Here is a 19,340-nt window from a genome sequence, read left to right on the forward strand (position 1 = left end):
CGATCCCTATTTCGTCCATGCCTATCGCATTGACTTTGATGGGAAGGGACTCACGGCCTCACACCTGAGCCGGCAAATCATCACATCGAATTCTCGCCTAACGGTCGCTACTATGTCGACCTTTGGTCTCGCATTGATGTTCCGCCCCGCATGGTGCTGTACCGCGCAGTGATAATACCGAATTGATGCAGGTTGAGAGCGCCGAGATTGCCGAGCTCATCGCCGCTGGCTGGCAGCCACCCGTCAGTTTCAACGCCAAGGGGCGCGACGGCGAGACGGACATATGGGGCGTCATTCATCTGCCCGTTGATTTCGATCGAAACAAAAGATACCGCGTGGTGGAGCATATCTATGCAGGTCCGACAGGTTCCTTTGTTCCCAAATCCTTCTCGGCATCGTCTGAGCCGCTCACGCAGCTCGGCTTTATCGTTGTTCAGATCGATGGCATGGGTACGAATCATCACTCGCGCGCGTCCCATGATGTTGCTTTGAAAAATCTGAAAGACGCGGGCCTTCCCGACCGGATCCTATGGTACAAGGCGGCGAGCGCGAAGTATTCTTGGTACGATGTCGCCAGCGTCGGCATTTTTGGCGGGGCCGCTGGCGGGCAGAACGCGGCTAGCGCGTTGCTTTTCCATCCCGATTTCTACAAGGTCGCGGTCGCATACAGTGGCTGCTGCGACAACCGGCTGGACAAGATCTGGTGGAACGAACAGTGGATGGGCTGGCCGGTCGGGATCGAATATTCGCAGTCCTCCGCCATCGATAATGCCCACAGGTTAGAGGGCAAGCTGCTGCTCATTGTCGGCGAAATGGACCGCAATGTTGATCCGTCCGCCACCTTCCAGCTTGCAGATCGGCTCATTAAGGCGGGAAATACTTCGACATGCTTTATGTGCCCGGTGCAGATCATGGAGTTCCCGGCCGTTATGCGCAGCTCAAGCTCTTGCTTTTCTTCGTCCGCAACATTCTCGAGCAAGCACCGCCGAACTGGAACGCCAGCTCAATCGAGCGGCCGAAGAGCAAGTCAGGCCATGATGAATGAAGACCTATCGCGAGTCCGTCTAACAGCGCTATACCCGGCATTACCTGCTTCAATCCGGATCGGCGCGCGGCACCTTTCTGACACCGACGATCGAGGACGGATTGACGAGGGCCGCATCAGTTGCGCTCCCCAATCAGGAGCACGAAGGCCGCTCGCGCGACGGCGAGCATCGCGAAGCTGCGCGACATCGTGCTTGGTCCTCGCGACAAATAACAGTCGAAAGGAACTGACGGGCGAGCTGTTCGCGACCCGGATCGTGTGCACCATAATCGGAGCTAAATCCGTCTTGTCGGCCTTGTATCAAACTGCAAGTTCGGTCACGATCAGCGATCGATGACGTTTCACCCATCGTCGGAACGATCGCCTGAAGCGCTTTGACGATCTGGTCACTCGCGCTTGCCAGGTCAGGCGAGGGGGGCTGATGGAAGGAGAGATATAAGAGCTCACGGCACGCTCGGGCAATGTTTGCTTCTATGGCAAAGCCGATGGCACCCGCAGGAACTCGGAGCCGGATTGCTTTTTGCTGTCCAGAGTGTGAGCGAGCTCCAGCTTGAGACCGTGCCTTTTCACTTCGCCGCAGCGAACCGCATTCCTGCGCGACAAACGCCTGGTTCTGCTGCGGTGACGGCTCTATTTGTGCACGGAGGGCTTAGGCGTTGTGTCGGTACGCGTGGGCAATATCGGATAATCGATCTTAGGCAGCTGCCCGGTGAGTGAATTCAGAAATGCCACGATGTCATCTTTTTCTGTATCGCTAAGCTTCGCGCCGAGTTGACTCTCACTCATTACGCCAACCGCTTCTTTGAGGCTCCAAACCTGGCCGGAATGAAAGTAGGGCGGCCGCAATGCGACGTTGCGCAACGGCGCAGAGCGGAAAACATACTCGTCGCTGGGCATCTTGGTGACGGCGAAACGGCCCTTGTCGTTTCTCGGCAGTAGGCTTGCGGCGGGCCGCTCCACCGCCCCGAAAGCGAAGTAATCCTGCCCACCGACGTTGATACCATTGTGGCAAGACGAGCATCCCTTTTCGATAAACAGCTTTAATCCCGCTTTCTGCCGATCGCTAAGGGCATACGCATCACCCTCGAGGTACTGATCAAAAGGGGCGGCGGGCGTGATCAAGGTGGCCTCGAAAGCCTCGATGGCCTTGGCGAAATTTTCAAAGGTAACCGGCGTTGCATCGCTAGGGAACGCCTTACTGAACATAACGATATACTCGGCCATTGAATTCAATGTGTCGACCACGTGAACGGGCGTCGCATTCATTTCGACGCTAGCCTGGACGGGACCTTCGGCCTGGGCTTTGAGGTCTGCCGCTCGACCATCCCAGAACTGCGCCACATTGAAGACGGCGTTGTAGACTGTTGGTGCGCGACGTGAACCCAGCTGCCAGCGATGCCCAACCGATGTCGGGCCAGCATCCACTCCGCCGGTTCCAAGGTTATGACATGTATTGCAGCTAATGACCTCGCTCGCAGATAACCTCGGATCGAAGAACAGAGTCTTGCCGAGTGTGACCTTTTCGTGGGTGATGGGGTTGTCCTTGACCGCGGGAACGATTGAGGGGATCGGCCTGAAAATCCGCCTCGCGGCGCTCATCAAATCATTATCGGCGCCTGCCGCCGACGAAGCCAGGACCCCCGTGGCCAAGACATATAGCGTGCCCACCATGTAAAGCTCGCGTACCGCTGATTTCCTCATACTAAGCCTCACTCTCGTTGCCTTTGCCGGTATTTCGAACATCGGGGTGGGGCATGCGTGCCTGCTCGTCTCGCCCGGCTCGTGTTGCGGCTAGACTGCATACCAGGACTCATCCGCCGTCGTCGGAGTAGCAACCGCCGTGCCAGGGGAGCTTAAGGTCTAAGCCGCTGATCGGTCCAAGCAATTGCAGACTAGCAATTAGCAGAAGGCCGCTCGAATCTGCTGAATCGGGCGCCCGTCACAGACCGACAACCACTAGCCCCGACCAAAGGAGTTCTGGTCTACGCTTCGAACCTGTGTGCTCAGGTCGTGCGCTGTCGGTCCGGCGTTCTTCGACCGTGCAGGTTTCAAGACATTGGTCAGACGCCGAACAAAACGAGCAGCTTTGACGCAATCGGGCGATCGATTCGATGGATCCGCTGTGCCGTTGCGACGCCTTCAATAATACGCTGCGCTATCAACGGTGGGCCGCGATCATCGGCCGACATCAAATGGCGTTTTCGTGCGCGCTGCCGCGTGGAGTGCGCATTACTCGCTCACGTCAAGCTATAAATATTCCAGCCAAGAACGTTGTGACAGTGGCTTCGACGATCAAAGTGCTTGAATCGACCGTAGCGTCAGGTTGTAGGTGTGGGCCTTGCTAAGGAGGATCGGACGCCTTTGCAGAACGGAACATTAGTAAGGAACATAACATCGCGAATGTCTCAAGATCCAGAACGGGCTGCGGGATCTGCAAATGCAGCCAATCTCTATTGTTCTGTGGCCCGCAACAATTCTATTGCGCGTGGTGCAACAATGACTCGCAAGTGTTGCAAAGCCGGGTCCACAATAGCAGGACCGCTGCTACCGTTGCAGTGGCCTTTTCCATATGTTGCGCGTGGCGCAAAGAACGATAGTGAAGGATATGCAGTCTAGGGAGTTCTTGTTGAATGGGGAGCCACTAACGAGTTGGGCTTACCGGGCGCTTCGCTATCCAGCCGGCCTTGCAGCGATTGCGATTGCGGCCACGTGGTGTACAGGGAACGCCCGCGCTCGGGATCTGAGGTCAGAGGAGGTCTTGACGTCTTGCAGACCAGATGTGATGCGCTTCTGTGATCACTTCACAGGACGTGGAGATATAGACGCGGCCATGTTTTGTCTGAAGGACAATTTCAAAAGCTTGCGTATCGAATGTCGCCGAGTGATGCCCACCGCGGCGATGAGAAGCGGAAGATCGAAACCAGGCGTCAACAGCCAGCCGATCGTCCCGCATCGGGAATGATGCCGCCGGCGCGGCAATTTTGCAATATCAACCACAGTGACGTGCCAGAATTGATAGGGCGCCGGAGCTTTCGCCACGCTGGTTCTCGAAAGTCAATCGGGCTAAAAGCGTCGCCTAACTGGTTGCATCTGATCTTCCAGCGGGTACGTGCGCGCTACGACGCCATAGGCGTCGCTAGGCAATCAAAGCGCAAGCATGTGCGAGGTTTTAATGTGATCTAAAGATGGTAATTGCGGTGCTGTTGCGCTCGTTATCAGCGCTGCAGTCAATTCGGCGGCGTGCGAGGCCGCAGTAAATAAGCCATCGGTTCGCACCAACTGGTCCGGGGGATCTATCGGCTTGCATGTTTGGGTTAGGGTCGCGCGGTTCAACCCATGGCGGTCTTCAACTCAGAGCGCTCCGCGCTCGCCCTTCGAAGGGGCTTCTCGAGCACGAGCAGCCGTTCATATCAGCTACCAATCGACATTCCGAAGCGGTCGGTTGATGCCATTGCGGCGCTCTCGATGGGCGCTTCAGTGGAGCCGATTGTGGCGATCTTGGTCGAATTAACTTCAGAGCATAAAGTCAAGGGAATTGCGACCTGCAAGAGCCGCTTAAAGTCAGAAAGTTGTTCAAGCAGACGCTTCTCAACGACCTCGCGCTCCGCACCGGGCAGCTCCGTTTCGAGCAACCTACGACAGCGCCAGATCTCGTTCCGTATCCACCTGAGCTCACTTAATCGATCGTCAATCGAAATCATCGCGGATGTTCACCTGGCATTGGAGTATTAAGTGCACCGTCTGCAGTGCGCAGCCGATCCATGGCCCCACATTCACGCCGATTGATTGCGTCTGAGAACTTGCGGCTTGCTGCCATTCCCCGGCAAAATGTGGTGAGCGATTCAACGTATGCAAGGTTCTTATCAATCGCATATCATCTTACGATGTGCGTGGGACTAGAATTTGCAGCAGATTGCTGCGTTTTCCGGCGTTGAATCGTGTAGGTTGCATTATTCCTGCGTTCCATCTGTGTCCATAGAAGATTTAACAGTGAGGGGCGGCGCTTACCCCATCATGGGATTCGCATAGCGGTGATGTTTTCTCGCAAAGGGAATAAGATGAGCACCCGCAACTCGATCGAGTAAGCGGCACGCGCCGAGCTTGAGACCTCTGCGAGCAGATCGTAAAATGGCATTTAAAATAGTGTTGAACGAGAGAAGATCGGCGGCTGACGCCGTCCGCGTCGCAATGCCGATTTAGCAGCCTGAATCTAGCGTTGCGTCAGGTTGTAACCTCGCAGAGGTGTAAAGACAAAGGCGGTTGGCAGGCGTCTACGATTTATTGGCGATAATGATCGGGCAGGATGGCTCACTATTTGCCGATGTTCTCGCTTGGGCGACGGGCAGGAAAGTCGGCTGCATCCTCGGCGGGACGACGCCGTTCTGTCATTGTCGATCGGGGTGGAAAGAACGAAGTCGCGATATTGCGTGAGACGATAGAATGCTACGGACAGGAGTGACAACAGCTGCAACCGTGTGTCTCGTCGCGGCGACAGCGAGCTGAGTGAACAGCCGGGAGCTTGCAAGGAGATGCTCCAATTGCATAGGTGGCTAATTGCCAGCCAGAGGCGATGATCGGTCACATTGAGCGCGTGGCCGCACGGTGCGCCGTGGTGAAAGCTCGGAGGTCGTATGTCCGCTGAAGCTAACCTGACGACGGCGCTAAGCGAAATTGATCGTGCTCGTGACATCGTTGAATTCTCAACCGTAGTGGTCGCGCGCGACAAGCAGCTCCGCAAGGCAGACCAACTGGTGTTTCTGCAGAAAGCGGCCGTTGAGTTTCAATCTAGATTCTTGCCAAGCTTCGAGGACAGCATCCGTGCCGAAAGATCGTGGGGCTATGCCACGACGTGCAACGCGGTGAGTCGAAAAGCCGGAGGTCAGCCGGGGCGGGACGCTTGCGAAAAGATCGCTTCTCGCGTGTCGCAGATTGACCATGCTCTGATGGCGAAAATCGGAATCAGGGCCCTATCTATCTTTGCAGCGTCATTCGGCCGGCACTCCAGAAGCTCGGAATGTCACTATGGAGCGATCCGAATAGCTAGGCTTTGTCGCGAGGAAAGCAGGTCGCTTCAAGAGCTGAACAATCTGAGCCTGGCAGCGCTGATAAACGGTTTCAGCAAATGGCCAGAAGAGGCCGACTTTCGCCAGGCCGCCGTCGCAATCGCGGGTGAGGTTATTCGCCGTGCGAACCGCCACCACCAGCTCTCTGACTTTACACAGCAAGGGTTGGTGAGTCTGGTCAACGGTTTCAGCAAATGGCCGGAAGAAGTGACCTCGCGCCAAGCTGCGGCCGCGCTGGCACTTGAAATCGTGCGCCGTCCCGGTCGACTCCGCGCTTTTGCGCAGCAGGGATTGGCCATCCTGGTGAACGGTTTCAGCAAGTGGCCAGATGAGCGGCCCTACGGTCAAGTTACAGTCGCGATCGCGGGTGAAGTCCTTGGACGTGCCGCCCGGTTTCGTGAGTTTAGCGAGCAGGATCTGGCGAATTTGGTGAATGGCTTCAGTAAATGGCCAGATGACGCGGTCTCTCGTCAGGCGACAGTCGCGATCGCAAGTGAACTCCTGCGCCGTGCCACCCAGCTTCCTCATTATACCCAACAAGGGCTGGCGAACCTGGTGAACGGCTTTTGCGCGGCGGCGATCAGGGTGAGACTCCAGCGACAATCAAGGTGAGACTGCGCCGATGGGGACGGACCGAAGGGAGGGCGCAGCCCGACCGGAGGACCGTCCCCATCGGCGTCGCGCGTTTTTGGACCCGTCTGGCGGCCGGGTGCGGCTGGTGCAAGCTGTTGGTTCGTCTCGACAAGAGGGAATCGATGCCTTGCCTGGCCTCCACATCACCGACCACCAGATGAGGCTGTACATGACGTACCGACTGACACTGTCCCCCGAGGCCGCCGCGGCCAAGGCGGGGTTCTCGAAGGCAAGCGCGTATCGAATCGAGGGCGATTGTCGCCCGCCATCGCAGAAGAAGACGCCGAGGGGCCGGCGCCGGTCCGATCCGCTCGGGCAGTATTGGGACGCCGAGATCGTTCCGATCCTGAAGGCTGCGCCCGGCATCCGCGTGATCGGCGTGCTGGACGAGCTGCGCCGACGGCATCATGACTTGAACCCGAACATCCGCCGCACGCTGGAGCGGCGCATCAACGCCTGGCGGGCGCTCAACGGCCCCGAACAGGACGTGATCTTCCGCCAGCAGCACGAGCCCGGCCGCCTGGGTCTGTCCGACTTCACCGACGTGAGCGCGCTCGGTATTACCATCGCGGGTGAGCCGCTCGATCACCGGCTCTATCACTTCCGGTTGGCGTTCTCCGGCTTCGAGCATGTCCATGTCGTGCTCGGCGGCGAAAGCTTCGTCGCCCTGGCGGAGGGCTTGCAGAACGCGCTGTGGGCGCTTGGCGGCGTGCCGCGGGAGCATCGCAGCGACAGCCTGTCGGCAGCATTCCGCAATCTGGCCGCCGACGCACGGGGGGATCTGACGCAGCGCTACGCCGGGCTGATGGGCCACTATGGCATGGCGCCAACGCGCAACAATGCGGGCATCGCACATGAGAACGGCTCGATCGAGAGCGCGCACGGCCATCTCAAGCGGGCACTGGAAGATGCGCTGTTGCTGCGGGGGACGCGCGAGTTCGCCAGTCTCGATGCGTACCGGGCTTTTGTCGACGAGATTGTCGGCCGGCGCAACGCCAACCTCGCCAAGCCGATCGCGCTCGAGAAGGAGGCCTTGGCGCCGCTGCCAAAAGGCCGCACGACCGACTTCGAGGAGAAAGTGATCCCGGTGACGTCGTCAGGCGGCTTCATCCTGCGGCGCGTATTCTACACCGTGCCTTCAAGATTGATCGGCCATCGCCTGCGTGTGCGCATCTTCGACGACCGGCTCGAATGCTTCCTTGGCGTCACGCCGGTCGTGACGCTGCGGCGCGGTCGGCCTGTGTCCGAGAGCCAGGGCGGTCATGTTGTGGATTACCGGCACGTCATCCATGCCCTGCGGCGCAAGCCGATGGCGCTCCTCAATCTCGTTTATCGCGACCAACTCTTCCCGCGTGCAGCTTACAAACGTCTGTTCGAGACCTTGCGGGAGCATGGTGATGACCGGCGCGCCTGCAAGGTGACGGTCGAGCTTCTGGCGCTGGCTCACGAGCGCGCCTGCGAAGCAGAACTCGCCGAGGTGATCGCGATGGATCTGGACGCCGGACAGTTACCCGATCTTGCCGCGCTGCGCGACCGCTTCCGACCCGAGGCGGCCTCGATCCCGCGTGTCGCCGTCAAGCTGGCGCCGCTCGACGTCTACGATGAACTCGCCTCCGTCAGCGTCATGTCGGGCCGCTCGAACCTGGGAGAGGCAGCATGACCGGTATCGCTACCTCCGTCGATGCTGCCCGTGTCGAGCTGCTTCTCAATGAGCTCCGCCTGCCGGGCGTCAAGGCGATCTGGCCGAAGCTCGCCGCACAGTCGGACAAGGAAGGGTGGCCTGCCGCCCGCTTCCTCGCCGCCCTTGCCGAGCACGAGGCGGCCGATCGCACCCGCCGTCGGATCGAGCGACACATGGTGGAAGCGCGTTTGCCCGCCGGCAAGACGCTCGCCACCTTCGACTTCGAAAGCGTGCCGATGCTATCAAAGGCACAGGCGATGGCGCTCGCCGCTGGCGACGCCTGGTTGAAGGCCGGCGCCAATTTGCTCTTGTTCGGTCCACCGGGCGGCGGCAAGACCCATCTCGGCACGGCGATCGGCCTGGCTCTCGTCGAGAACGGTTGGCGCGTTCTCTTCGCGCGCACCACTGATCTGGTGCAACGGCTGCAGGTCGCGCGGCGCGAGCTGGCGCTGGAGTCCGCGATCGCCAAACTCGATCGCTATGACCTCCTGATCCTCGACGACATCACATATGTGAGCAAGGATCAGGCGGAAACCAGTGTGCTGTTCGAGTTGATCGCCGCCCGCTACGAACGACGCTCGCTGCTGATCACGGCCAATCAGCCATTTGGCGAATGGGGGCGTATCTTCCCGGACCAGGCAATGACGTTGGCTGCCATCGATCGTTTGGTCCACCACGCCACGATCCTCGAGATGAACGTCGAAAGTTACCGTCGAAAAGTTGCCCTCGATCGCAAGCGCGGTCCAGGCCGGCCACCTGTTCACACGACCCCCAACGAACTCGACAAGACTGTGATTGACGCTGGCAGCGCCGCTTGATTGTCGCGCAGCGTCAATCAACGCTTGCCAAGTAGGCGGCCAGCGTCAATTATCTCCTGACTCGGCCGCCTCGTCTCATCTTGATTGACGCGCCGCTCTCATCCTGATTGTCGCGCTATAGGCTTTTGCAAATGGCCGGAAGATGCGGTCTGTCGTAAGGCTACAGTCGCGATCGCTGGGGAGGTTCTTCGCCGTGCTGCGCAACTCCGCGATCTTACGCAGCAGGGGTTGGCAAACCTGGTGAACGGTTTTAGCAAGTGGCCGGAGGAGCTGGCCGTTCGCCGCGCCGCGGTCGCACTCGCTCGTGAGGTCTTGCGCCGTGCTACCCAGTTAGACGATTTTTCACAGCAGGGGCTGGCGAATCTAGTGAACGGCTTCAGCAATTGGCCGGAGGAGCTGCCGTGTGCTCAAGTGACCGTTATGCTCGCGGGCGAGGTGCTTCGCCGCACCGAGCGCGGGACCGGGCTCTCAGATTTCTCTGCCCAGGACCTCAGGGGGATAGTGATCGGTTTCAACAGATGGCCGCGAGAGAGCGCCGCTCGCCAAGCCACGATCGCAGTCATCAATGAGGTCCTTGGCCGCGGTATCCGGCTCTTTGACTTTACCAAGCCGGATTCGGAGAATCTGCTGGATGGCTTCAGTAAATGGCCGCAAGACGCTGCCCGCCACCAGGCGATAGCGGAGATCATCAGGCAGCTGAAACTTACGCAAACTGGAGCAGCGCAGCTCCGTACTGAGGAGAAGTAGTCCCAGCAGCCGAGGTAATCGAGCAAAGAAATCTCCCGGTTGCGCTGTTCAATGCGTATCATGCAGCGACTCCGCGACACAACGAATCGACGCGGCGAGCTCCTAATGATGTGATCGGGAGCGTCACATCACACAGAAGTGAGTAAACAATCAGAAGGGACGCAATTGTTGATCGAGGCTGAAAAGGATGTCGTCGACCACATGCTCTCATCATTGACGACCAGCTTGTTGCAGAACCGTATCGTACCCTCCATCGAACAGGTCATGCATCATTTCGGGATCGCCTGCGAGAGTGCGGGACTGATCGCGACGGAAGAGGCGGCAATCCGGATATTGAATCGCGTCTCACGCGAGATCAGCAACGCGCAGTCGGTGCTTGAGTTCATCGGTCGCGGTGCGGATCGACTGCAGTGACTGGGCCTTAAGAAGCACCTATCGTATCGCTGCAGATGCTCAATTGTTGACCTGAACACGCGTGCGATCATGACTCGGGCCATGGGCGTTTGCCGGCCTCTATCTGTGATCGCCATGAGCGATGTTGGAAGATCGATCCTCGCGGCTGATGTCAAGCGAGACGGCAGTTCTTCATCCAAGAAGACATAGGATAGCTTTTGTTGATTACGTCGAGGGCGGGTGCCGCCTCGTGGTGGGGGTCAGCAACGTTACAGCGGATGAGCTTTGGGCTTTTCAAGAGCTGCGGCAGGTCGCTTCGGCATGCGGTTCCTGTCGCTAGAGCGTTTCACATTTTGACTGAAGCATGACCTGCGTTTGCGAAGTAGTTTGCGCATTCGCGAGGCTGGATGTCCTGAACGAGGTGACCGATGTGGCGCCAAGTGTCTTCGACGGTGCGCCTCTGAGCCTGCCGCATCCAGTGTTTGATCTTGGAGAAGGCCTGTTCGATCGGGTTGAGGTCGGGCGAGTATGGCGGCAGGTACCAGAGCCTGGCGCCAGCAGCCTGGATCATCTGCCTGACAGCTTTCGACTTATGGCTTCCGAGGTTCTCGAGAATGACGATGTCGCCTTCGCGCAGGGTTGGCAGGAGAAGGTGCTTCACATAAGCGCAGAAGCATTCGCCGTTGACCGGGCCGTCGAAGACGCAGGGTGCCGTGAGTTGGTCATGGCGGAGCGCGCCGAGGAATGTGAGGGTACGCCAGTGACCGTGCGGGGCGAAGCCGCGCAGGCGTGCGCCCTTGGGGCCCTAGCCCCGCAAAGGGGCCATGTTGGTCTTGATCCAAGTCTCATCGATGAAGACGAGCCGGCCCGGATCAAGTCCGGCCTAGCTGTGAAGCACCACTTGATGGAAGAGCCGTCGATACGTCTGGCTCCTCGCAACGTCAGCTGGTCACTGATCTTTCCGAGAGCCGGCGTGTCCGGATCGGCCGTTCGGCGTAAGCGCTGCCGCGGACGATCACGACAAAACGGAGTGCTCTCGACTCGGCGATCCCGGCAATGAATCTGGTAGTTGCATACGTTCATCTCTAATCGAAATGGACGGCGAGACAGAACCTCACGTGGCCCTTGTGCTCCTTAGGCTCGCGATGTTCGTCGCCCGAGATCGATAGGGGCCCCGCAGGATCATACTGGATTCCAGATCGCGAAACATAGTGTAATTTCCGCGGATCCACTGATGTAGTTCGGTAGACCAGTCCTTCTCGTTGCGCAGATACCCGGTGAATGAGAAGCTAAGTCGGTCGATATATCTCTTGAGAAACGGCGGCAGCGCGGCAATCCGAAGTACCCGCTCGCCATCCATCGCTCCAGGTAATTCTCCGCGGAGCACAAATTCATTGTGCACAGTGACTAGCGCCGGCGTCGGAATCCTTTGCCGCAGCATTTCATAACTTCGCATGGAGATGCGGTCAGTGCCAGCGACGAACAAGATGATAGGGGCGACATAGCAGCGCGCCGTCTCTTTGATGAAGCCAATCTCCTCGCACATCTTGAAGAACTCGTCGAAGGCATGAAAGCCGAGGTCGATCACCTTGGCTACCCGATCGTGGATGATCAGTGGGTCCATCAGCTGCATCTTGCCGTAAGTATCAATCACATTTGCGGTCTCCGTGATGTTGGGAAGGTAATCGAGCAATGACGGCTCCTTCAGATTGACATCAAACGACAACGCGGTGCCATGTTTCAGCAGCAAGAACTCGCTTACGAGGCGAGCGATGAGGGTTTTGCCGACCTGCGGGCTAGGAGAGCAGATGATGTAGAGTGGGGTCGCTAACATAGCCAGCAGATCAATGTTGTTTGGTACGTGGCTCAACCCGGAGCGCGCCGAGAATCGGATTACTTCTCGCCAGCCTGGGTGGCTGACCTGGCGCCGGCCAGCTCCGTCAAGTTGATACGGTCAAATTCCCTCCAGACATTTGCCAGCCAGTGCCGGACATAACCGCGCAGCACGAAGGAGTTGTTCGCTGGCTCATCGTTCCGCCCCTTGTTTGCGACGAAGTCCACGAATGGGACGGAAGCGACTTCGACCTGCTCATAGGCCATCTCGTTGAGTTTCGGTATGGTCAACTCGGTCGCATGCTTGATGCGGTGAAAATAGGAGTTGTAGGTCGATTGGTCCCACTGAAAGAACTGAGTGTCGTTGATGAAGTTCTTGACCAGATAGTACTTTGCGCCGCTCATGAAGGTCGCGGTCTCAGCGATCTCGTCCAGAGAAGCGATGGATGATCCCAAGATATGGAATACGGCAAAGGTGATCTGGCCGGACCGCGCCGAATCCAAAAAGCCGATGTCGCGCAAGGAGGCCAGTGCTGAGGACAATAAGCCGGCGCGAGCATCGATGACGGTGACGGATAGCCCTGAATTTAGGGTATCGAAAATCTTCATCTGGTCCGCGGTGGTTGTCATATCGACGATCTCGGTGATCTCGGGATAGAAGCGCTTCAGCGTTCCCCGCGGCGACTCCGTGTCGAATGCGCGTGTTTGCACCTTATTGACGCTGAAGTAGTCCAGAAGCGTTCGTGATACGGTCGTCTTTCCGACTCCTCCCTTGTCCGCACCCACCACAATCACAACTGGCTTCACCATGAAAATCTCCTGAGACACTCGCTGTTGCCGCGCGCGAAGTACGCGCTCGGCGAGCCTCTGCTTTGGACGCGAACATGGCAGAAAGAAGGGGCAATGGCATCTTTGATGCGGGAGCCGCGCAATTGATGAATATTCTGCAACAGCGAGCGGCAGAGGCCACTTGATTGCAGTGAGAATGTAGGTCGAGAACAGCAACTAATCACTCGTGATCGTACTCCACGAGAGGTTTGCGAGTAGCTGAAGGGAAGTTCTCGAGGAAACAACTGTGCGCGGGTGGTGATCACCGCGATCACCATTAGCTACTTGATGCTGCCGATTCTCGATCAGCATGAAATGGCGGGAATCGCACGTAGCGTCAGATTCAAGCGTTGATCGAACTGATCGAGGCGGTGCTATGAGGTGGGCTTGCGTCGAGGCTGCGGAGCAGGACCGAACGCTGCCCAGAAAACTTTGATGAAAGTCGTCCTCTGTCTGCAGCTCGGCAGATTGGCAGTCGTTGCAAGGTGTGCCGTTCCGCAATTCGCAGGACTTCCCTAAGACGCGCCTTGTGGTTTTTCCTCATCCACCAAGTTGACAGGAACATGTCGCGATGCAGAATAGGGCTAGGTCAGACGCATCCGCCAAACAGGCGGGCGCCGCCGCCTGCCGCAGCTTCAGCGATGACTGTTTCGGCGGATGTTATCCGGTCGGTGCCAGCCTTTCTTCGCGGGCCTGGACAGGAGGGCATCGGCCGAGCCACCTCAGCCGGGCTGGTCCGCAAGCCGCTGCTTGGGGGCTCGGCCCATTCCCCTGTGGGCTTCTCGGCCCAGTTGCCGTTCGTTAGCAGAGCTGGCGTCGCCGGCACGATGTGCGCAGCTCGACCCAGATGAATATTTGTCAGTGAGAGCCTTCATGGAGCTCAGCATCAAGCTGACTTTGGATTGTATGGTGTGCAGAGCCGCTCAGGCGGTGCGCGCCATCGAGTGGAGGGAACCAGGAGCGGCGCCTCGCACCTCGGTCGCCACGGAGCTCCATACTCAATGGCGATCGCCTTTCGTTACATCGGGGCCAAGTTCCGTCGCGGCCAAGGAAGCCGACAAAGCGGGAGCCGCACACCGTTCGCAAGCAGCCGAGCAAAGCTGGACCGATTGCTCGACGGCTCTCGATGGGCGCACTGCGTGGTCAAGTGACTGCAAAACAAAACGCGGAGTTTACCTTCTTGGCAGCGCGCTCAACCGTGAGAAGGTCACGAACACGATATTGCAGGTGAAATGGACGTGAACTCGGCAGCAACTGAGCAAGGATGGCGACTTGCGGCGCACGGCGGATCGCAGGGCAATGAGAGCGACGGTTTAGCTTTTCAGGCTCGCTGTGAGATTGATTTGGATGCGCATCTGTGCAAAGAGCCTATGAGGCTGCGCCGTCCAATAAGCTGTCCGGCTCAGGCCGTCGTGCACGGCTGCTCGATTGCTGCGCGGTGCCATGGGTCGTGGCCGATGGCTCCATCCACCTCTCTCTACACCGCGATTGGCTTGGCAACGTTTCTCATCACAGCGAGACGGGAGCTGGCAAACATCTCTCTATCGTACACTCCGCCGAAATAATCCAGGACGAAGGTTCTAGAATAATTCAGATTGTCGGTAACGCGCCTGATGAGGTTGTCGAGAATTGCGGCGACTTCGCCAATGCGGTCGCTGTATGAGCGCGAATAACGTCAACGGCGTTCATTGAGTGAACCGCCTCGTCGGCAATCACTTTCTCTGAGCCAATAATGGAACGTGTCGTTTCCAAGTCCATCATAGAACGACTTTTCGGCAGCATAGGCGGGGCAAGTGCACATCTCATCAAATGCGATCATAACCATCAAGGAGAATTCGTCATTCAGGTGTGCACCGATCGGATCAAAATCATGCGATCGAGTGTCTCGATAGCGCGCGTAGCGCGTTTTCGGATCCGTTAGCGACAAGTTCAATGATGCGGATGAATCCATCGGTGTGACGTTCTTCGTCGGCCGCCCAGCTTGAAAAAACGCCTCAGCGTCATCGGTAATGTCCAGATTTCGGACCTGTAATTCTTGCCTCTGATGCGTGGCGTCATATTCTGTGTACAGATCAGGCCACAATTTGTCCCAACGTGCGCGTACAACCGATGGTTCGGCGGTGAGCATTGTAGACCATGGAACAATTCGTCTGGATTCCAGTTTCGGCGAACCGGCATGATCATCCGAGTGCTCCTGTCGTGGGCGGTGCGAGCGTCCCGGCGTACGCATGGTCTATAGTCCGAAAACCCGCAAAGCCTACTTACTACACGCAGAATGCGGGCGTCGCCTCCTTGTTCTGGCGGGGTGCAACGTCAGGCTGCGGAATCTTCGCAACTTGAGCAGTGTGGAGGTGCCTTCAGTGAAGCGTCAGGCCGCGGCGTCAAATGGCATGCCGTTCCTGGTGTGGTTTGAACTCCATGCCGCCACCGGGTCCATTCCCGCGCGGGATGCTTGGTGTCAGTGATCAAAGAGTACCTCGAATTGTATCAGAGTCGAGTCGGACCAGTGCGAGAATCCATCTTGCTGACCACCTGAGTTGTCTCATCGTGAGCGGCGCGATCTACATGAAGTCGTATCCATCATCGTACGGATCCTGCGCGGGAGTCGCTGAGTTCTGGGGCCGCCCAGCATCACTGCCGGCTCTGTCTTCAGTTGCGGCAAGATACAAGGGTGGTCTGCCCTCTCGCTGCCATTGTCCATCTTCGCTCTTCTTACACCTGTCCGCGCGCTTGGTAGGTTCAAGCACCATCATCGAATCGCTTACCTCAACGAAGCCCAATGCTCAGGCGCGAGCTTTCGCTTCCGGGTTGATCGAGTGAGACAGGACGGGCGGTTCGTCGCCATCGAGCCGAAGCTGATGTTCCAGCAGAATATCGCCTGCGTTATCGACAAGTGGATGGGTAACTCGGAAATCTATCCTTGACGTGATTTCATCTCGTCTAGGGAACTTCTCCCGCCACGCGTTGTCGCCTTTGAAGAGCTCGCTCATGAGGCCTCCGAGCTCGGTTCGAAGAAGTCCAACGCTTTTGTTGCCCAGCTGATAGCTGAAATATCGCGCCTGTTCCGATCCGGCTTTCCTGCCGAAGCGAAACGCGATATCCGCCGTGCGTTGGGCTTTTTGGGAGATTGGATCTGAGTACCGCTGCGGATGCGTAGCGATATGCCCGATATCGTCGCCATAAAACTCCTCTAACTAGCTCATTCTCGAAGGTGGACTTTGAGATCTCAACCACCGGGGCTCGGAACCGAGAAAGTACGGCCGGCTTCCCGTCGAAGATGAGCCAGCGTGCTGACCAGACGAGCCTAGCCGCATTTACGAAAACATGTCTGCGAAGCTTCGGCTATCCTCAGTGCGGTTTCCCAGTTCATCTGCCTCGGAAATGCTTGCGGGGTAGGCGATGGAAGAGTCACTAATGCGATTATACATGGCGAGTTGCATTCCTCTCGGCGACGTTGCTTGGCGGAGCCTGTCTCTTCAGTCTCCGCGCGACTCATAGGCAACATTTGCTGTCGGCAAGCTGACCGGCAGGCAGCATCGGCGCTTCGCTGCTGTTCGCCAACTCATCTCGAGCGGGTCAACGCATGCCGGCCGTCCGTTAGCGGCCGTGGGTCTGTGTTCCCGCTCTCCGTTTTGCTTTCAAGTGCGAGCGAGAGTTTGAGGTTGTTACGCAACATCGCATTTGCGGGAGCTGTTTCAAGAGCTTGGCGGTATAGCGCTTGTGCCTCGCGATGGCGGCCCTCGTGGTCGAGCACAACACCCTTGGCATTCAGCGCGCGCAGGTCGCCAGGTACGACCAGTAAGAGCGCGTCGAGCACCTCAAGCGCATCATCTGGGGATCTGCGTCCCAGCAGGGCCCGAGCAAGAGGAATCGCCGCATCGACGTTGTCCGGTTGTTGCCTCAACGTGTCGCGTAAAGTCTGCTCGTCAGCATCCCGATCGATGGCGCGAACAATGCGCTCACGCATGGCAGGATCAATCTCCACGGCGCCTGCTGGATCTGATGTGGATGTCTGCTGCGGGGAGAGCGCCGACCGCTCCGAGCCGGCACAAGCTGATAGCAGCAATATGGCGAGAAGAGCTGGGCACGAGCCCGGACCAAAGGAGCACAAGCGCCGCCCGACGCTGATCGCATATGGAGTCATGGGCCATCTCGGGATAAGCGGCTGCGTTCTGTTAAGTCGGCGCGGTAAGGAGCCCGCCACGCTCCGAGGAAGCGGCCTTATCCTTGGCAGCCGGAAGCTTGACGGACCCAATCGGCTGGACGGTGAAATCCGAAGCGAGATCCTGATAGGACAGAACGGGCAAATCGATTCCGTTGCGGGTGAGAAAGCCTCGTACAAAACGACGGATATCCATCGAACCGAGAATAATGGGTTGGCTCTGACTTCGAGCGATGGTCGAATGGATCTGACGGAATTGTGCAAGCAGCTTCTCGCTCTGCCAATCGTCCAAAACGAGGTATGGACCGACAGCGGTTTCGCGCACCGCGCCGCGGACAATATCCTCGGTCTCGCGCTCGATGATAAAGGCGGCCACAACCCGATGGGCATTGGCATAGCGAAAACAGATCTGCCGTTTCAAGGTGGCACGAACATATTCGGTGAGCAGGACCGCATTTTGCTCGCGTTCACTCCATTCTGCCAGGGCTTCCAGCAGTAGTCGGGTGTTGCGAATTGGAATGCCCTCATCGAGTAGGCGGCGCAGGACCTCGGCGATCCGAGGAACGGTGGTCGTACGCAGCACTTCCTTGACCAGATCAGCGTATTCCTGCTCCATTCGGCCAAGCAATTGGCGGGTTTCTTGAATGCCTACCAAGCGCTGTGCATAGCGTGTCAATGTGAAGTGGAGACGCAAGGCAAGAATTTCGCTCGGACGGTGATATCCGATTCCCGCGGCTTTGAGGGCGGCCGCATGACCTTCTTCGATCCAGACCCGATTCGTCTCCGGCTCTTGTCGAAAGGGGATGCCGCTCAATTCGATGTTCGCCACATCGTCGTTGAGCGCGAGTTGCGTCGGATCGATTACATCCCGTTCCACCGGCACGCTGTCGACATCTACCCTGAACTGCGACTTGGACAGATGCTGATCGACCTGAGCCGGGATACGCGGGACCGTTATGCCAAGATCCGCCGATACCAGCGTCGAAACGCGCGCGATGCACTGTTCCAGCTCGTTCTTGTCGATTAAATACGTCAGGTCCGGCGCGAGGAATAGCGCGATCGGAAGTGCCTCCGCATGAACAGCTTGTTCCTGCGTCTGTGCTAGAGCCCGAGCGGAAGCGGCGGCATCTGCACTTGTCTTACCTGCCGTCTTGTCGCTTTTCGCCCCAACCCTGACATAGCTCGCTGCAGCGAAGAGCCCAGCTAGAATGACGAACGGCGGCAAAGGGAAGCCGGGAACGAGTCCCATCAAGAGCAAGACGCAAGCGGCTAAGCGAAGGGCTTGTGTGCTTGCCGTGAGTTGGTTGACAATATCGGCACCAAGTCTGAGCTTGGAAGGCCCGTTCACACGCGTGACGATGGTTGCGGCCGTGATCGACAGCAGCAGCGCCGGGATCTGCGAGATGAGCGCATCCCCTATTGTCAGCAGCGTATATTGGTGCAGCGCCTCATCGAGCGACATACCCTTGGACAGCAGGCCGATACTGATCCCACCCAGCATGTTGATGCAGATGACGATCAGGCCAGCGATCGCGTCGCCCTTGACAAACTTCATGGCACCATCCATGGCGCCATGAAGTTGGCTCTCTTGCTCCAGTGCCGCGCGCCGGCGACGCGCTTCGTGTTGATCGATATGGTTATTGCGCAGCTCCGCGTCTATCGCCATCTGTTTGCCCGGCAGCGCGTCGAGCGTGAAGCGCGCAGAAACCTCTGCGACGCGCTCGGCGCCTTTCGCAAGAACCATGAACTGCACCATGGTCACGATCAGGAATATGACGACTCCGACAGCGATATTCCCTGATATTACGAAGTCGCCAAAGGTGTGGATAATGCTGCCTGCGTCACCCTCCGCAAGAATAAGCCGCGTGGTTGCGATGGTCAGCGAGAGACGAAATACCGTCGAGATAAGGATGACGCCCGGCAACGAGGAAAAATCAAGCGCTGTGCTGAGATAGAGGGCAACCATCAGCAGCAATATGGCAAAGCCAAGATTGAAGCCGATCAGCATGTCGATCACGATGATCGGGATCGGCATGATCATCATGCCGATCGCCAGAAGCAGCATCAACGCGACCATAAAATCCGGATGAGCCGGCGCGCGCAGGATGAATTTACGCAAGGCGTTGGCCATGAAGGT

14 protein-coding genes and 1 pseudogene are annotated in these 19,340 nt (G+C 58.0%); 6 read left to right on the forward strand and 9 right to left on the reverse strand.

Annotation, left to right across the window (positions count from 1 at the left end):
* Window positions 1-185 precede the first annotated feature (185 nt).
* A complete protein-coding gene (locus tag V5279_RS06670; RefSeq protein ID WP_338695998.1) occupies window positions 186-1,382 on the forward strand; it encodes a prolyl oligopeptidase family serine peptidase in 1,197 nt (398 codons plus the stop codon).
* A gap of 293 nt (window positions 1,383-1,675) precedes the next feature.
* Here V5279_RS06670 and V5279_RS06675 read toward each other — a convergent pair whose 3' ends face one another.
* Together V5279_RS06675 and V5279_RS06680 are read right to left on the reverse strand one after the other, a co-directional pair.
* Window positions 1,676-2,746, reverse strand: coding sequence for a cytochrome-c peroxidase (locus V5279_RS06675; RefSeq protein ID WP_338696000.1), 1,071 nt, complete (start codon window positions 2,744-2,746; stop codon window positions 1,676-1,678).
* 1,709 nt (window positions 2,747-4,455) lie between these two features.
* The gene (locus V5279_RS06680; RefSeq protein ID WP_338696002.1) at window positions 4,456-4,746 is read right to left on the reverse strand and encodes a hypothetical protein; all 291 of its coding nucleotides are present in this window, start codon (window positions 4,744-4,746) and stop codon (window positions 4,456-4,458) included.
* Window positions 4,747-5,676: 930 nt separating this feature from the next.
* On the opposite strand from V5279_RS06680, the gene V5279_RS06685 reads away from it, so the two are divergent.
* The 5 genes from V5279_RS06685 (at window position 5,677) to V5279_RS06705 (ending at window position 10,401) form a co-directional block, all read left to right on the forward strand.
* Window positions 5,677-6,720, forward strand: a complete 1,044-nt coding sequence (locus V5279_RS06685; RefSeq protein ID WP_338696004.1) for a hypothetical protein — start codon at window positions 5,677-5,679, stop codon at window positions 6,718-6,720.
* Window positions 6,721-6,868: 148 nt separating this feature from the next.
* Window positions 6,869-8,401: an IS21 family transposase gene (gene istA, locus V5279_RS06690; RefSeq protein ID WP_422389058.1), complete on the forward strand. Its 1,533-nt coding sequence runs from the start codon at window positions 6,869-6,871 to the stop codon at window positions 8,399-8,401.
* Window positions 8,398-9,240, forward strand: a complete 843-nt coding sequence (istB, locus tag V5279_RS06695) for an IS21-like element helper ATPase IstB (protein ID WP_176535476.1) — start codon at window positions 8,398-8,400, stop codon at window positions 9,238-9,240. The genes istA and istB overlap by 4 nt, the downstream gene beginning before the upstream one ends.
* Before the next feature lie 228 nt (window positions 9,241-9,468).
* Entirely contained in the window at window positions 9,469-9,987 is a 519-nt protein-coding gene (locus tag V5279_RS06700) for a hypothetical protein (protein ID WP_338696007.1), read from the forward strand.
* 168 nt (window positions 9,988-10,155) lie between these two features.
* A complete protein-coding gene (locus tag V5279_RS06705) occupies window positions 10,156-10,401 on the forward strand; it encodes a hypothetical protein (RefSeq protein WP_338696009.1) in 246 nt (81 codons plus the stop codon).
* Window positions 10,402-10,726: 325 nt separating this feature from the next.
* Here V5279_RS06705 and V5279_RS06710 read toward each other — a convergent pair.
* From V5279_RS06710 to sctV, 7 genes and pseudogenes are all read right to left on the reverse strand, one after another.
* Window positions 10,727-11,254: pseudogene (locus V5279_RS06710) on the reverse strand (IS630 family transposase); the annotation flags it as partial.
* Between the two features lie 240 nt (window positions 11,255-11,494).
* Window positions 11,495-12,214, reverse strand: coding sequence for a hypothetical protein (locus tag V5279_RS06715; protein ID WP_338701893.1), 720 nt, complete (start codon window positions 12,212-12,214; stop codon window positions 11,495-11,497).
* Between the two features lie 59 nt (window positions 12,215-12,273).
* The gene (locus V5279_RS06720; protein ID WP_029084301.1) at window positions 12,274-13,023 is read right to left on the reverse strand and encodes a hypothetical protein; all 750 of its coding nucleotides are present in this window, start codon (window positions 13,021-13,023) and stop codon (window positions 12,274-12,276) included.
* Window positions 13,024-14,716: 1,693 nt separating this feature from the next.
* Complete coding sequence (locus tag V5279_RS06725) at window positions 14,717-15,271, reverse strand: hypothetical protein (RefSeq protein WP_338696011.1); 555 nt, start codon at window positions 15,269-15,271, stop codon at window positions 14,717-14,719.
* Between the two features lie 553 nt (window positions 15,272-15,824).
* Window positions 15,825-16,031, reverse strand: a complete 207-nt coding sequence (locus tag V5279_RS06730; protein ID WP_338696013.1) for a hypothetical protein — start codon at window positions 16,029-16,031, stop codon at window positions 15,825-15,827.
* A 572-nt stretch (window positions 16,032-16,603) separates the two neighbouring features.
* Entirely contained in the window at window positions 16,604-17,008 is a 405-nt protein-coding gene (locus tag V5279_RS06735; RefSeq protein ID WP_338696015.1) for a tetratricopeptide repeat protein, read from the reverse strand.
* Between the two features lie 208 nt (window positions 17,009-17,216).
* Window positions 17,217-19,334, reverse strand: a complete 2,118-nt coding sequence (gene sctV / locus V5279_RS06740; protein ID WP_166104774.1) for a type III secretion system export apparatus subunit SctV — start codon at window positions 19,332-19,334, stop codon at window positions 17,217-17,219.
* Between the last annotated feature and the right edge of the window lie 6 nt (window positions 19,335-19,340).

It is taken from the genome of Bradyrhizobium sp. 26S5, from assembly GCF_036923295.1.
Lineage (GTDB): Bacteria > Pseudomonadota > Alphaproteobacteria > Rhizobiales > Xanthobacteraceae > Bradyrhizobium > Bradyrhizobium septentrionale.